The 13,401-nt window shown below is 64.2% G+C and carries 16 protein-coding genes and 1 tRNA gene; 8 read left to right on the forward strand and 9 right to left on the reverse strand.

Translation table 11 applies throughout. The annotated features are described in order from the left end of the window. Positions 1 to 393: a holo-ACP synthase AcpS gene (acpS, locus tag ACRVY7_RS21715; RefSeq protein ID WP_049700952.1), complete on the forward strand. Its 393-nt coding sequence runs from the start codon at positions 1 to 3 to the stop codon at positions 391 to 393. Between the two features lie 36 nt (positions 394 to 429). On the opposite strand, the gene ACRVY7_RS21720 is transcribed toward acpS, so the two are convergent. Both ACRVY7_RS21720 and bcp read right to left on the reverse strand, forming a co-directional pair. Then, positions 430 to 1,050 (reverse strand): TetR/AcrR family transcriptional regulator, encoded by a 621-nt coding sequence (locus ACRVY7_RS21720; RefSeq protein ID WP_049700951.1) that lies wholly within the window; start codon positions 1,048 to 1,050, stop codon positions 430 to 432. A gap of 36 nt (positions 1,051 to 1,086) precedes the next feature. Continuing rightward, a complete protein-coding gene (bcp, locus tag ACRVY7_RS21725) occupies positions 1,087 to 1,557 on the reverse strand; it encodes a thioredoxin-dependent thiol peroxidase (RefSeq protein ID WP_431818607.1) in 471 nt (156 codons plus the stop codon). Between the two features lie 245 nt (positions 1,558 to 1,802). Here bcp and ACRVY7_RS21730 point away from each other — a divergent pair, with 245 nt between their 5' ends. From ACRVY7_RS21730 to ACRVY7_RS21740, 3 genes are all read left to right on the forward strand, one after another. Further along, positions 1,803 to 2,024: a DUF3618 domain-containing protein gene (locus tag ACRVY7_RS21730; protein ID WP_064869752.1), complete on the forward strand. Its 222-nt coding sequence runs from the start codon at positions 1,803 to 1,805 to the stop codon at positions 2,022 to 2,024. A 56-nt stretch (positions 2,025 to 2,080) separates the two neighbouring features. Continuing rightward, entirely contained in the window at positions 2,081 to 3,298 is a 1,218-nt protein-coding gene (locus tag ACRVY7_RS21735; RefSeq protein WP_431818677.1) for a L,D-transpeptidase, read from the forward strand. 92 nt (positions 3,299 to 3,390) lie between these two features. Further along, positions 3,391 to 3,463, forward strand: a tRNA-Lys gene (locus ACRVY7_RS21740). Positions 3,464 to 3,560: 97 nt separating this feature from the next. Here the strand turns inward: ACRVY7_RS21740 and ACRVY7_RS21745 are convergent. Continuing rightward, positions 3,561 to 4,982 carry an MFS transporter gene (locus tag ACRVY7_RS21745; protein ID WP_431818608.1) on the reverse strand — a complete coding sequence of 474 codons (1,422 nt, stop codon included), beginning with the start codon at positions 4,980 to 4,982 and terminating at the stop codon, positions 3,561 to 3,563. 40 nt (positions 4,983 to 5,022) lie between these two features. Between ACRVY7_RS21745 and soxR the strand changes: the two genes are divergently transcribed. The 3 genes from soxR to ACRVY7_RS21760 all read left to right on the forward strand — a co-directional run bounded on the left by soxR (position 5,023) and on the right by ACRVY7_RS21760 (position 8,048). Next, a complete protein-coding gene (gene soxR, locus ACRVY7_RS21750) occupies positions 5,023 to 5,496 on the forward strand; it encodes a redox-sensitive transcriptional activator SoxR (protein ID WP_431818609.1) in 474 nt (157 codons plus the stop codon). A gap of 133 nt (positions 5,497 to 5,629) precedes the next feature. Further along, positions 5,630 to 6,835, forward strand: coding sequence for a L,D-transpeptidase (locus ACRVY7_RS21755; RefSeq protein WP_064869758.1), 1,206 nt, complete (start codon positions 5,630 to 5,632; stop codon positions 6,833 to 6,835). A gap of 70 nt (positions 6,836 to 6,905) precedes the next feature. Beyond that, positions 6,906 to 8,048, forward strand: a complete 1,143-nt coding sequence (locus ACRVY7_RS21760) for an acyl-CoA dehydrogenase family protein (protein ID WP_431818610.1) — start codon at positions 6,906 to 6,908, stop codon at positions 8,046 to 8,048. An 18-nt stretch (positions 8,049 to 8,066) separates the two neighbouring features. Here the strand turns inward: ACRVY7_RS21760 and ACRVY7_RS21765 are convergent, their stop codons facing one another. Beyond that, the gene (locus tag ACRVY7_RS21765; protein ID WP_431818611.1) at positions 8,067 to 8,903 is read right to left on the reverse strand and encodes a helix-turn-helix transcriptional regulator; all 837 of its coding nucleotides are present in this window, start codon (positions 8,901 to 8,903) and stop codon (positions 8,067 to 8,069) included. Positions 8,904 to 9,088: 185 nt separating this feature from the next. Between ACRVY7_RS21765 and ACRVY7_RS21770 the strand changes: the two genes are divergently transcribed. Beyond that, a complete protein-coding gene (locus tag ACRVY7_RS21770; RefSeq protein WP_431818612.1) occupies positions 9,089 to 9,832 on the forward strand; it encodes an SDR family oxidoreductase in 744 nt (247 codons plus the stop codon). Positions 9,833 to 9,859: 27 nt separating this feature from the next. Here the strand turns inward: ACRVY7_RS21770 and ACRVY7_RS21775 are convergent, their stop codons facing one another. The 5 genes from ACRVY7_RS21775 to ACRVY7_RS21795 all read right to left on the reverse strand — a co-directional run bounded on the left by ACRVY7_RS21775 (position 9,860) and on the right by ACRVY7_RS21795 (position 13,313). Next, complete coding sequence (locus tag ACRVY7_RS21775) at positions 9,860 to 10,021, reverse strand: hypothetical protein (protein ID WP_197494508.1); 162 nt, start codon at positions 10,019 to 10,021, stop codon at positions 9,860 to 9,862. Between the two features lie 36 nt (positions 10,022 to 10,057). Beyond that, complete coding sequence (locus ACRVY7_RS21780) at positions 10,058 to 11,236, reverse strand: PE-PPE domain-containing protein (RefSeq protein WP_431818613.1); 1,179 nt, start codon at positions 11,234 to 11,236, stop codon at positions 10,058 to 10,060. 132 nt (positions 11,237 to 11,368) lie between these two features. Next, a complete protein-coding gene (locus ACRVY7_RS21785) occupies positions 11,369 to 11,809 on the reverse strand; it encodes a winged helix-turn-helix transcriptional regulator (protein WP_431818614.1) in 441 nt (146 codons plus the stop codon). A gap of 3 nt (positions 11,810 to 11,812) precedes the next feature. Then, positions 11,813 to 12,559 (reverse strand): alpha/beta fold hydrolase, encoded by a 747-nt coding sequence (locus tag ACRVY7_RS21790; RefSeq protein ID WP_431818615.1) that lies wholly within the window; start codon positions 12,557 to 12,559, stop codon positions 11,813 to 11,815. Positions 12,560 to 12,719: 160 nt separating this feature from the next. Next, a complete protein-coding gene (locus ACRVY7_RS21795; RefSeq protein WP_431818616.1) occupies positions 12,720 to 13,313 on the reverse strand; it encodes a hypothetical protein in 594 nt (197 codons plus the stop codon). Positions 13,314 to 13,401 lie beyond the last annotated feature (88 nt).

Raw genomic sequence — 13,401 nt, forward strand, 5'->3', positions numbered from 1 at the left:
ATGGCCGTACTCGGGGTGGGGATCGACGTCGTGTCGATCCCGGAGTTCGGAGACCAACTCGAACAGGTCGGCACGAACTTCGTCGAGAGATTCACGGTGGGCGAGAGACGTGACGCGGCAACGGGTACGGGTGAGGACGCTCGTCACCTCGCGGCACGGTGGGCGGCGAAGGAGGCGGTGGTCAAGGCGTGGTCGGTGAGCAGATTCTCGCGCTCGCCGCTGCTGCCGCTGATCCGGCACAGCGATATCGAAGTCGTCACCGACACGTGGGGCCGTCCGGCGATCAGGTTGTCGGGGGAGATCGCCGAACACCTCCGTGAGACGACCGTGCACATTTCGCTCACGCACGACGGGAACACCGCTGCCGCGGTGGCGATCCTGGAGGGGAGCTGACCGGCCGGTGCGCAATCCGTGTGCGGTGCAACGGATTCAGCTACCGGTCGACTCCTCGAGCAGGAGGTAGCCCGCGAGCATGCGCTTGAGTTCGTCGACCGTTGCGTCGTGATCGTGGCCGTCCTGCACCGAGAAACTCAACAGCGAGTACGCGGTGTGGACGAGAACCTGAGCCATCATCTCCCGGCGGCGTCCCTGCGAGGGGATCAGCGGGGCAAGAAGGCGAGCCACCTGCTCGGCGAGTACGCGCTCGTTGAGTGTCGCCGTCGCGCGGGTCGCAGGAGTCGACTGGACAGCGAGCCAGACCGCGCGGCGCGACGGATCGTCGCGCCAGAGCGTCGCGAGATGGTCGAGGAACTTCTCGAGCAGGTTCGGCCATTCGAGCGAGGGCACCTCCGACGCGAAGGCGGCGAGCTCCTCACGGACGCCGACCGTGTCCTGTCGGTCGAGTTCGCAGACGATGACGTACTTGTTGGCGAAGTACTGATAGAGGGTTCCGATGGGAACGCCCGCGCGAACGGCGATCTCCTCACAGGTGAGCGATTCGAAACCCACCTCGGTCAGCAGATCGCGCGCCGTCGCGAGCATCGCGGAGAACTTTCGTTTGCTGCGCTCCTGCGTCGGGCGTTTGCGCGGCACCAGGGGTTCGGTACTCATCGGTTCGATCAACTCGGTTCGATCAGCGCCTGTGGGTCACACCGACAGGTCGCGCCTGAGCTTGGCAACGTGCCCGGTGGCACGCACGTTGTACTGCGCGAGCTCGATGGTCCCGTGGTCGACGAGGAACGTCGACCTGATCACGCCCGTCACGGTTTTGCCGTACAGCTTCTTCTCGCCGAATGCTCCCCATTCGGTCATAACCGACTTGTCCGGATCGGACAGCAGGGGAAACGTCAGACCCTCGGCGTCGGCGAACTTGGCGAGCTTCTCCGGCTTGTCGGGGGAGATACCGACGACGGCGATACCTTGTCCGTCCAGTTCAGCGAGGTTGTCGCGAAAGTCGCACGCCTGCTTGGTGCAGCCGGGCGTCGACGCCGCGGGGTAGAAGTAGACGATGACCTTGGTATCGGCGTAGTCGGAGAGCGATACCGATTCGCCGTGAGCGTCGGTGAGTGTGAAGCCGGGCGCGGTGTCGCCGACGGCAAGACGGGATGTGCCAGACATGGTCGTCAGGCTAACCGATAGGGCAGGTCGACCGGGTGATCGACCCTCAGCCGGGCAAACCGGGCACCTCCTCGACTCGCTCGTGCAGGACGAGGCTCGCCACGTCGCGATGACGTATTCTCGACATGTCGTTTGCTCTGTCGACGCGCGCGAGCCTGCCGTGGCCGCTGCGTCGACGGCGTTCTGGCGGAAAGACGCGGATCGGTGAGTCCGCATGTGTAGTGAAAAAGTCTGGGAGGACAACTGTGGCCGGCGACACCGACCGTATCGAACAGGACATCGTGCAGGCGCGCGAAGACCTGGCCAACACACTTGACGAACTCGCGGTTCGGGTGAGTCCCGAAAGGCTTGCCGACTCCGCGAAGACCAAGGTGATCGCCTTCGTCAACAAGCCGGCGGTCAAGATCTCACTCGCGGTTGCCGGGGCAGTCGTCTTGGTTGTCGTCGTCCGCAAGGTGATCGCGTGACGCGTGCTCGTCGCTTCAAGGCTTCAACTTCTTTGAGTACTTCAGAAACTTCTTTCATTGGTCTGAGTGGGCAGAAGTCGTCCCGTTCGCGCGTGCGCCGTGTGGGTGCGCTCGCGGCGGCCGGTTTGGTTGTTGTCAGTGCGGCGGCGTGCTCTCAGTCGCCGGAGTATTCCGACACCGTCACCAATGCGCCTGCGCTGCAGTCGTTTGCGCAGCCGACGATCTCGGTGACCGGATGGCGTGACCGTCCGATGTCCGACCATGCGGTCGGTGTCATGCCTGGCGCCCCTGTGAAGGTCGCGGCGCAGAACGGCAGTCTCACGTCCGTCGTCGTGTCGGGGCCTGATGGTCCGGTCGCGGGCAAGGTGTCGCCCGACGGCGGTACCTGGGTGTCGAGTCAGCCGCTCGACTTCGGTGGCGATTACACGCTGACCGCCGCGGCAAAGGGCGTCGAGGGCGATGGTGCCCGCAAGATCAGCTTCACGACGGCGTCCGCGGACTCGCTGGCATCGGCGTCGTCGGTGGTCGAGGACAACGAGACCGTCGGTGTCGGCCAGACGGTTGCGATCAACTTCGACACCCCTGTCGCCAACAAACTCAACGCCCAGCGCGCGATCACGGTGACCGCCGACCCGCCGGTCGAGGGTGCGTTCTACTGGCTCAACGACAGCATGGTGCGTTGGCGCCCCGAGCATTTCTGGAAGCCGGGCACCAAGGTGCACGTCGCGGCCAACCTCAAGGGCATCGACCTCGGTGGCGGGGTATACGGCAGCAATAACCTCGAGACCAACTTCAAGGTGGGGCGCAGTTTTGTCGCGGTCGCCGACGACAAAACCAAGAACATCACCGTCTCGATCGACGGCAAGGTCGTCAAGACGATGCCGACCTCGCTGGGCAAGGATTCGACGCCGACCAACAACGGCATCTACATGGTCGCCGAGCGTGAGCCGAGCGTGATCATGGACTCCTCGACGTATGGGGTGCCGGTGAGCTCGCCCGGTGGCTATCGAGAGACCGTGTATGACGCGACTCGAATCTCGTTCAGCGGCATCTACGTTCACTCCGCGCCGTGGTCGCTTGGCGACCAAGGCGTCGACGACGTGAGCAACGGATGCCTCAACGTGAGCCCCGCCAACGCGGAGTGGTTCTTGAACAACGCACTCCGAGGCGACATCGTCATCGCGAAGAACACCGTCGGCGAGCCGTTGCCCGGCGACGACGGCCTCGGTGACTGGAACGTTCCGTGGGATGTGTGGAAGAAGGGCAACGCATGAGTTCCCGTGCGGGAGAGGCCAAAAAGGGCTTGTGAACAGGCGATTTCACTTCTGAGGCAGTGACCCTGTAAGGTTCTTTCTCGCACGGCCAAGCGCCATTAGCTCAATTGGCAGAGCAGCTGACTCTTAATCAGCGGGTTCGGGGTTCGAGTCCCTGATGGCGCACAGCGAACGCCCCTCACCGGTTTCAACGGTGAGGGGCGGTTTTCTTTGTCGGCCCATCACCGGCGATAGCCGATCGCCGATTGCCTTGCCGACGACGCTAGCGTCGGATGGCGACGGTGATCGCCACGACGCCGAGGGCACCGAGCGCTGCGAGTCCCGCGCCCATGGTCATCGCCCCTGCGGCGCCCGGGCCACCGACGACAACCAATACCCCGACCAGTGCGGACGAGATCGCATTGGCGATGAGTTCTGCGGTGCCGACCCCGGCGGCGGCCTTCGACCCCTCGACCGGATCATCTGTGCTGCGCATCGCCGCGACGCTCAGGTGCGGGAAGGCGAGTCCGACACCCGCTCCGGCAAGCAGGAGTCCCACCACCCAGATGACCGCGATCCATCCCGCGTTCGCGTGCAGAGTCGCGGCGAACAGTGTCAGGCCGATGGTCATGAGCACCGGGCCGAGGACCATGAGTCGCCTTCGGGTCTGTTCGCTGTCAACACTCGCGCTGAACAACTGCACGACACTCCAGCCAATCGACACGGTGGCGCCGAAGATTCCGGCGATGAGGGGCGACATCCCCGCGAGTTCCTGACCGAACTTGGGGAGAAAGATCTCCGCCATGGCCGCGGCACTGAGAATGCCGAGGACGATGTAGAACCACTTCAACGGATTACCGCGCTGATAGGTGATGTGCGGCAACACCGGAGACGACGCGCGGCGATCCACCATGACGAAGGCACCCAGGAGTGCCACACCGGAGACGAGTGCGACGACGGTGGGTCCGCCGACAGGCACGACCGCAGCGATACTGAATGCCGTCGCAGCCAGGACGAGCACCGTCAGCGATGGCACCGGAACCCGGCCGAAGTCGTCGGATTCCGCACTGCGCCTGGGTAATCCGCGTACCGAGAGCACACCCAGGATGATCGCGACGACGGCGAGCAGCCAGAATGCTCCCCGCCAGAAGTTGATTTGGGCGAAGACGCCGCCGATGGTCGGTCCGAGGAGTGTGCCGAGCCCCCACATCGCCGAGACCAATCCCGTGGCGCGTGTCCAGAGATGTTCGGGGAGTGCATCGCGGATCACGGCGTAGCCGAGCCCGGCGAGGAGTCCGCCTCCGAGCCCTTGCAGCACCCGTGAGGCGAGGAGGAGTTCCATGTTCGGTGTGAGCGCGGCGCCGACCGAGCCTGCTGCGAACAGCAGGAACGCGATCAGGTAGGCGCGTGCTGCGCCCCATGATGCGAGCGAACGAGCGACCAGCATCGACGCCAGTACCGATGCCACCATGAATGTCGTTGTCACCCATGCGAAGTAACGATCTCCGCCGATGTCGTCGACCGTCGACGGGAGGAGTGCGGCGGTCACGAAGGTGTTCATCGCGTAGACCGCGATGCCACCGGCCAGGACGAGTGAGGCGGTGATGTGTTCGGCGCCGAACAGTTCGCGCCAGCTTCCGGATTGTGTGCCTGCGGATGCGTTGTCTCTGGAATCCCCAGGCGTTCTCGTATCTTCGGTCGTCATGTCGGCTACGCTAGAACCTGAACTAAAGTTGAGGTCAAGCGTGAACGAGATCAAACCAACCCCGACCGATCTGCTCACCGTCGGCGACGTTGCCAGGCGCACGGGAGTCGCGGTATCGGCTCTGCACTTCTACGAGCGCGAGGGGTTGATCTCCTCGACACGCACCTCCGGAGGCCAACGACGATTCGCTCGGCACGTGATCCGGCGTGTGTCGGTGATCCAGGTGGCCAAGCGCATGGGTATCCCGCTCGCCGAGGTGGCCGAGGTCTTCTCCGAGCTGCCGCAGGATCGCATGCCGTCGAAAACCGATTGGCGACGCATCGGGGAGCGGTGGCGCGGCCGGCTCGAAGCTCGACGCAAAGAGATCGAGCGCATGGAAGAAGAACTCGTGGAGTGCATCGGATGCGGGTGTGTGTCCTTGCGGAGTTGCCGTGTACTCAACCCCGACGACGAACTCGGCGTCGACGGTTCGGGTCCGCGGCTGCTCCCGGCGATCGATCCTGACGACGACTGAGCCATGTCGGGCGACTCGGGCATTCGGTAGATCTCGTACACTGGTGGCGCGCCGTCGCGCACAGTCATTTGATCCATGTCTGCGGTTCCACACAACGGGACCGCAGATCGTTTGAACATCGGGCAGGAGTCACATGGGGAGCGGTCGTATCCAGCGACGCGGGTTGTTGATCGTTGGAATGGTGGTTGCCGTGGCTGCGCTGCTGAGCTCCTGCTCGCAGACGGCGAAATACTCCGAGAACGTGCAGAGTTCAGCACTTTTCGGCGATCTCCTCATGCCCGGCGTCGAGATCACCGAGTGGGCCGACCGGCCGCTGATCGATCAGGCGGTCGGCATTCAGCCCGGCGCGCCGATCACCGTTCAGGCCAGCGAGGGCGCCCTGACCAACGTGCGCATCGACAAGGCCGACGGCACGCCGTTGCGCGGAAGCCTCAGTGAGGACGCGACGCGTTGGACGAGTGCCGAGCCCCTCGGCTACGCGCGCAACTACACCGTGCAGGCCGACGCCAAGGGCATCGGCGGCACGAGCACCAAGCGCGTCTCGTTCACAACACGGGCGCCTGCCAATCTGACACAGGCGTACCTGACCCCGTCCAACGGCGAGACCGTCGGTGTCGGCCAACCGGTCGCCGTGAAGTTCGACGAGCCCATTGCCGATCGCAAGGCGGCGCAGCGCGCGATCACGATCACCACCAACCCCCAGGTTGAGGGCGCCTTCTACTGGATCAGCGATACCGAGGTCCGCTGGCGGCCGAAAGAGTATTGGAAGCCGGGAACCAAGGTTTCCGTCGCGGTGAACACCTACGGCATCGACCTGGGCGATGGCGTCTTCGGGCAGGAGAACCTCAAGTCGAGCTTCACCGTCGGTCGTTCGATGGTGGTGACCGCCGATGACCGCACGAAGCAGGTTGTCTTCAATCGCGACGGCAAGGACATTCGCAGCATGCCGACGTCGATGGGCAAGCCGGGTACCGAGACCGACAATGGTGTGTACCTCGTGTCCGACAAGCACGACAACATGATCATGGACTCCTCGACCTACGGCGTTCCCGTCGGTTCCGCCGACGGCTACCGCACCCCGGTCGACTACGCGACCCGTATGTCGTACAGCGGCATCTTCTTCCACTCCGCACCGTGGTCGGTGTGGGCGCAGGGCAATACCAACACGAGCCACGGGTGCCTCAACCTGAGTCCCGACAACGCGCTGTGGGTCATGCAGAACACGCTGCGCGGCGACCCGGTGATCGTCAAGAACACCGCGGGCGGGACGCTCTCGGGCACCGACGGACTCGGCGACTGGAACGTCCCGTGGGCTGTCTGGTCGAAGGGCAATGCCTAGCACCTACTGTGACACCAGCCACTGTTACGATCGACGGTGACATAGTTTGCCGACGATCGAGGTGTACAGCATGGCCGAGCGCTCCCCGTGGGAAACCGACGACCTGACAGCGGTGCGCGATCTTGCTCGCAGCTTCTGCGAGAAGGAGATCAAGCCGAATATCGAGAAGTTCATCGAGCAGCACCACGTCGACCGTGAGCTGTGGAACAAGGCCGGTGAACTCGGCCTGCTGTGCATGTCGATTCCCGAGGAGTACGGCGGAGGCGGCGGAACGTTCGCCCACGAGGCGGTGCTGATCGAGGAGCAGGCGCGCATCGCGGACTCGTCGTGGGGCGCGAGCCTTCACAACGGGATCATCGCCCACTACCTCCTTGCCTACGGGTCGGAGGAGCAGAAGCGCACCTGGCTCCCGAAGATGGCGTCGGGCGAGGTCGTCGGGGCCATCGCCATGACCGAGCCGGGCACCGGATCGGACCTGCAGGCCGTGAAGACCAAGGCAATCCGCGAGGGTGACGAGTACGTCATCGACGGCTCGAAGACCTTCATCACCAATGGCGGCCAGGCCGACCTCATCATCGTCGTCGCCAAGACCGACGTGAGTGAGGGTGCCAAGGGAATCTCGCTCGTCCTCGTCGAGGCTGATCGTCCCGGGTTCAGGCGTGGTCGTGTGCTCGACAAGGTCGGGCAGCGCGGACAGGACACCTCGGAGCTCTTCTTCGACGGTGTTCGCGTGCCGACGTCGAACCTGCTCGGCACCGAAGAGGGGCAGGGCTTCATTCAGCTCATGCAGCAGCTCCCGCAGGAGCGTCTGATCATCGCCGTCGCGTCGACCGCCGGGATGGAGGTCGCGCTCGAGCACACGCTGGCCTACACCAAGGACCGCACCGCATTCGGCCGACCCATCTTCGGTTTCCAGAACACCAAGTTCAAGCTCGCAGAGGTCGCCACCGAGGCGCGCATCGCCCGCGTGTTCACCGACGATTGCATCATCAAGCACCTCGACGGCAAGCTCGACATCCCTACTGTCGCGATGGCCAAGTGGTGGACCAGTGAGCGGGCGATGGCGGTGGCCGACGAATGTCTGCAACTGTTCGGTGGCTACGGGTACATGAACGAATACCCGATCGCGCGCATGTGGGCCGATCAGCGGGTGCAGAAGATCTACGCGGGCACCAACGAGATCATGAAGGAGATCATCTCGCGCAGCCTCTGAGGCCGAGAGGTTGGCGGTTCAGTCGGCGAACGCCGCGAGCATCGCCAGTTTCTCGTAATCGGACGAGCCCGGCACCGCGGTGTAGACCAAAAGTGCTTGCGCGGTGCTCGGATCGAACAGCATCTGGCACTGCACCTCGATGACGCCGAGTGAACCGTGCACGATTCGCTTGTCGGTGTCGGTCAGCGTGACGCCGACATCGTGCCGGCGCCACAGCTCCGCGAACTCGGTGCTCTCGGCGAGTAGTGCGTCGGCGACTTCTGCTGCACGCGAGTGTGGTCCGAGCCGCGTGACCGCCTCCCGCAATCTGGCCGTGTGGGCCCGCGCATGCAGGGCGTGATCCTCGGGGAGAAAGCGCGCACGGGTGTCGGCGTCGGTGAACCATCGATAAGCAATCGATCGGCTCAGCCCGGTGAAGACACTGTCGTCACCGACGAGCGCGGCAGCCAGCGGGGTCTGTACGAGAGTCTCACCGGCACTGTTGACGACCATGGCCGGAGTGTCGGTGAGGCGGTCGATGATGCGCAGCATCCCGGGGGAGATGTGATCATCGCGGCCGAGGTGGTCGGGCGCGTTGTGTCCTGCCAACCGGAACAGGTGGTCGCGTTCGGCGAGGGACAGGTGCAGTGCCCGCGCTATGGCCGTGACCATCTGGTCCGACGGCTGCGGCCCACGTTGCTGTTCGAGTCGCGTGTAGTAGTCGACCGACATTCCTGCGAGCGCCGCGACCTCCTCGCGCCTGAGCCCCTGCGTCCTGCGGCGCTGTCCGACGCCGAGGCCGACGTCGGCGGGTTGCAACGACTCCCTGCGCCGACGGAGGAACTCGGCGAGGCCCGCTCGATCGACGGTGCTCACCGTGCTCGCTTCGAGGGCATCGGCTTGTCAGTCATCTCTCCAGGGTGACCGATCGGACGGAGGTGAACCAGGGATCGTCGGTCCCCGGATATCGGGTGCCTTGTCGGCGTCGCACGAGAGGAGTGAACTCGGAGTCAGAACCGAGAACGGCGCACGGCCGGACCACACGGCAACGAGGAGACGACATGAAGACAAGCGGCAACACCATTTTCATCGCGGGCGCGACGTCGGGCATTGGACTCGGTCTCGCGCTGAGGCTGAAGGAGGCGGGCAACACGGTCATCGTCGGCGGGCGTCGTAAGGAGCTTCTCGACCAGATCGTCGCCGAGCACCCCGGGATCGAGGCGGTCCGCATCGACACCACCGACACCGACGACGTCACTCGCGCGGCCGCGGAGGTGACTCGACGTTTCCCGGAACTGAACGTGGTCGTCGCGATGTCGGGGATCATGCGGGCCGAGGACCTCACGACTCCCGACTTTCTGGAGACAGCGGCTCTGGAGGTCGACACGAACATTCTGGGACCGCTACGTCTGGTCGCGGCCTTCACCGATTCGCTCGCAGGTAAGGACGGGGCGACGTTTATCACGGTGTCGTCGGGTCTGGCGTTCACGCCGATGGTCGGCACTCCCACCTACAGTGCCACGAAGGCCGCTATCCACTCGCTATCGGAGAGCCTTCGGATTCAATTGGCGGACAAGGGTATCGCTGTCCTCGAACTGGTCCCGCCGGCCGTGCAGACAGACCTCATGCCAGGACAGGCCGACGCCGAGTGGGCCATGCCACTCGACGAGTTCCTCACCGAGGTGATGACACTGCTGCCCACCTCGGAGCGCGAGATACTGGTCGAGCGGGTCAAGCCGCTGCGGTTCTCCGAGGTGTCGGGTGAGCACGACCAACTTGTGACGATGCTGGCCCACCTCGGTTGAGGATGGCCGCACCCGGGTTGGCCGAGGTCACTTGCGATCTTTGATGATCTTCTTTACCTCGTCGGCGTCGATGTTCTTGGCTATGAGCTTGCCGCTCTTGGACTTTCGCACTGAGTACGTGTCCTTTTTCTTGCCCGGCGCAACGTGGAGCCCCGACTTCTTCGCGGCCTTGTTCAGATCTTCCAGCACGGGTGCAGATCGTAGAGCATGAAAGTGAACACCGCGCTACGACGCTGCGCCCACCGCTCCCGCGGTCACAGCTGCCGTGTGCGAGGTGTCCTTGGCCGAGGCATCGGGGTCTGCGGTTGCGTCGGGCATCGAGGTCGTGTGAGGCGTCGCCGTAGGGGCCGCTTCGTTGTTGCCGACCGCGCTCGCGGACTCAGATTGCGTGACTTGCGTTGTCTCCGAAGGCGCGTCCGAAACGGATTTCGGGGTGCTGGTCGTCGCGGGTTGCGTCGTCGGCGTCGTTGCGAGGGAGTAGGTGGTCGGGGCGGTCGCGGCGAGTGGGGCCGGCGCCGTCAGAGGCGCCGTCGGGCGCTGCGACGTCGCGAGCTTGCTCGAGACGGTGACAGAGTTGCTGCTCCTCGACGACGAGGTGGGCGATCCCTCGGGTAGTGGAAACACCGGTGTGGTCTGCGGAGTGAATCCGCTCCGGTCGTACCCGGCGTCGACGATCTTCTTGAGCGCGGGATTGAGCTGGTCTGCCAGAGCGTTCAAGCCCAGCATGCGCAGGGGTTGAAGGAGCGGGAGATTGTCGGTCGGCACGAGCACGTAGGTTGTGTCGTCGACCGTCTTCACCAGGTTGCGGGGATCGTTGATGTCGACGCCGGTGTAGTCGGTGTGAATCAGCAGATAGCCCGCGAATGCGTTTGCGACGGCCAGTGCGTTGAACGGATTGGTGGGGAAGTCGGACTCCAGGTCGTACTCGCGACTCACATCGATGACCCGATACCCGGTCTTACTGGGAGTCGAGGCCCCGCCGGTCGCCCGCGAGAATCCGCCGCTCGCACGTTGCGGATTTCCGAACACAACGAACGTGAGATCGTCGCGGCTGGGAGCATCCGCGTCGTGCGCGTGCGCGGCAACCCACATCGTGACGATGTATCCGGCCTGAGAGTAGGCCATCACGATCTTCTTGCCCGACGTCGAGGCGATCGCCTTCTGCAGGTTGACGGCTCCCTGCTGGAGCGCCACCGAACCGATCGACGCGGACGGGTATTCGACGGCCTTACACACATTCGGAGATCGACAGAGGTCGCCGCGTAGTTCTTGGCTCATCGGTGTACTGACCACCAGCTGATTGCCTGCGACGGTCAGAACAGTCGCGGCAGACCCGTTCGGTGCTGTCGCGACAGCCGCTATCGTCGCGCTCAGAATTGCCGTTGCCGCCAGCCGATGTCGCATGCGCGCTCTCGATTCGTTGTGCGACGCGCCCGATGCCGCATCGCTGAGCGGAAACGGCCGACGAAGTGGGCCGATCTTCCTGGATCGAGACTTTAGAACGCCAAAGCGCAACGCGCCACCAGAGCGCGGAGATTACTTCGAGTCCATGGGGGCACCGGGTGAGTGCTCGGAGCGCAGGGCGTCCATGAGATGCGTCCACGCCGTCGGACGCTCGTACGCGAGTTCAGCGACCACGTCGACCTTGTCCGGATCGGCCGGGCAGTGAGCCGCACCCCACTGCGCCATGGTGGCGACGACCGGGACGAGGTCGATGCCCTTGTCCGTCAGCGTGTACCGGGCCTTCTGTCGGTGCGTGGGATCGTCCTCGCGGGTGAGAATTCCAGCCGTCGTGAGTCGGTCGAGCCGGTCGGCCAGGATGCTGCTGGTGATGTGCTCTTCCGAGCCGCGGAGAAGTTCTCGGAAGTGCCTACGGTCGGCAAAGATGATGTCGCGCAGCACAAGCAGGGTCCAGCGGTCTCCCAGAATCTCGACAGCGAGGTTGATCGGGCATCGGGAACGATCTGTCGTGGCCATGCTTCACTCCTGTCCTTCTCCGTAGCGGACCACTTCACGGGCGATGAGGTCGACGACGTCGTCGGGCCTCGACAGCATGGGCCAGTGTCCGCTCACGAGATGCTCGACCCGCCATGCCTTCGGGACATCCGGGTCAGTCGCACGGCTTGCGGTCGAGATGTCCTCGGGCGACAGGGTGAAGTATGTCGTGGGCTGGTCCGAACTGGCGGTATGCAGCCGCGCGGGGTCGGTGACGGTGTGGCCCGGGTGCAGCGTGAATCGCTCGGCAAGTAACGTCCGGTCGGCATTGGTGAGGTCCCGTTCGTGTTCGAGCATGTGTGGCTCGGGTGGCAACCATACATCTCCCGCATCGACGATTGCCTGGCGCTCGTCCTCTCGTGCCGACGCAGAGTCTCCCCACCCGTCGAGCAGGGAACGTCCATCCTCGGGCATGAACCCTCCGAAGTGAACGAGTCCGACGACCTGAGCGCCCACACGGTCGGCAACCTGAGCGGTGACCATTGACGAATATGAATGACCGACGAGCACAACGGGATTCGTGCGACGAGTGACAAGCGCGGCGACCTGATCGACGTGGTCTTCGAGATGGACAGCGGCGATGGCTGGTCGGGACAGGTTGGTCTCGAGGCCGCGAAGGGTCACCGCCTCGGCTTCAATTCCTCTGCGGCACAACTCGTTTGCTGTTGGCTCCCACACCCAGGCTCCGGTCCATGCGCCTGGCACCAAGATCACGGTGGGTTGACTGTTCATCGTTGACACCTTTCTCTAAACTGCTCGTGTTTCGCGATCAGTTAAAGGCTATGGCAACTGATCGTGAAACACAACCAGTTGGCGAGGGGTTCGATCGCGGCGAAGGTTCCACGCATAGGGCAGTCAGGTGTGGGCATCCCGGCGGGGCCGGTCAGAATGGTCAGAACCAGGCGATCAAAAGCAGCGCGACGCCGAGGCCGAGGTCGAGCATGAAACAGGCCTCGGCAAGTGAACGAGGCACAACCTTGTTTCGGACGAAGTAGACCACGTCCCAGCCCGCGTGCCCGATGGCGCCGAGTGCGGCCAAATACAGGGCGGCGACGGGATTCACCACCATGGCGGTGAGCGCGATTGCGCTGAATCCTCCGAACGCCAGGGTTTGTGCCGTGAGTTCACGGCGGTCGATGTTGCGGCCGCGGAGGAAGCCGAAGGCGGCGAAACCGGCGCCCATGACGAGCAGGGTCGCGGTGGGGTCGAGCCCGGTGAGGCGTGCGAGGACGACGGCGATGCTTGCCATCCCGACCACGACCCAACCGCTGTGTTGACGGCCGATGGCACTCGCGGCCAGGTAGCACATGGAGGCGATGACGATGATCATCGCGGTCACATGGGAGTCTGCTCCGTTCGTGACGTTGAAAAACAGAGCGGCCAGGCCGAGGAGTGAGGGCCAGCGCCCCAGGATATGGCGCCCTATGCTCCTGTTCTGGCCTGCGTTGTGGTGGCTGTGATTCTCGAGATGAGTTTGCGTGTTCATACTCGAAGTCTCGGCCCGGCTCGTGCCCGGCCAACCCGTGAATCGGTCACGAATTTTCCGCGGAATTCCCGGGGCGGCACAGCCGAAT

The sequence above is a fragment of the Gordonia jacobaea genome, from assembly GCF_965344965.1.
In the GTDB taxonomy this organism is placed as follows: domain Bacteria; phylum Actinomycetota; class Actinomycetes; order Mycobacteriales; family Mycobacteriaceae; genus Gordonia; species Gordonia jacobaea.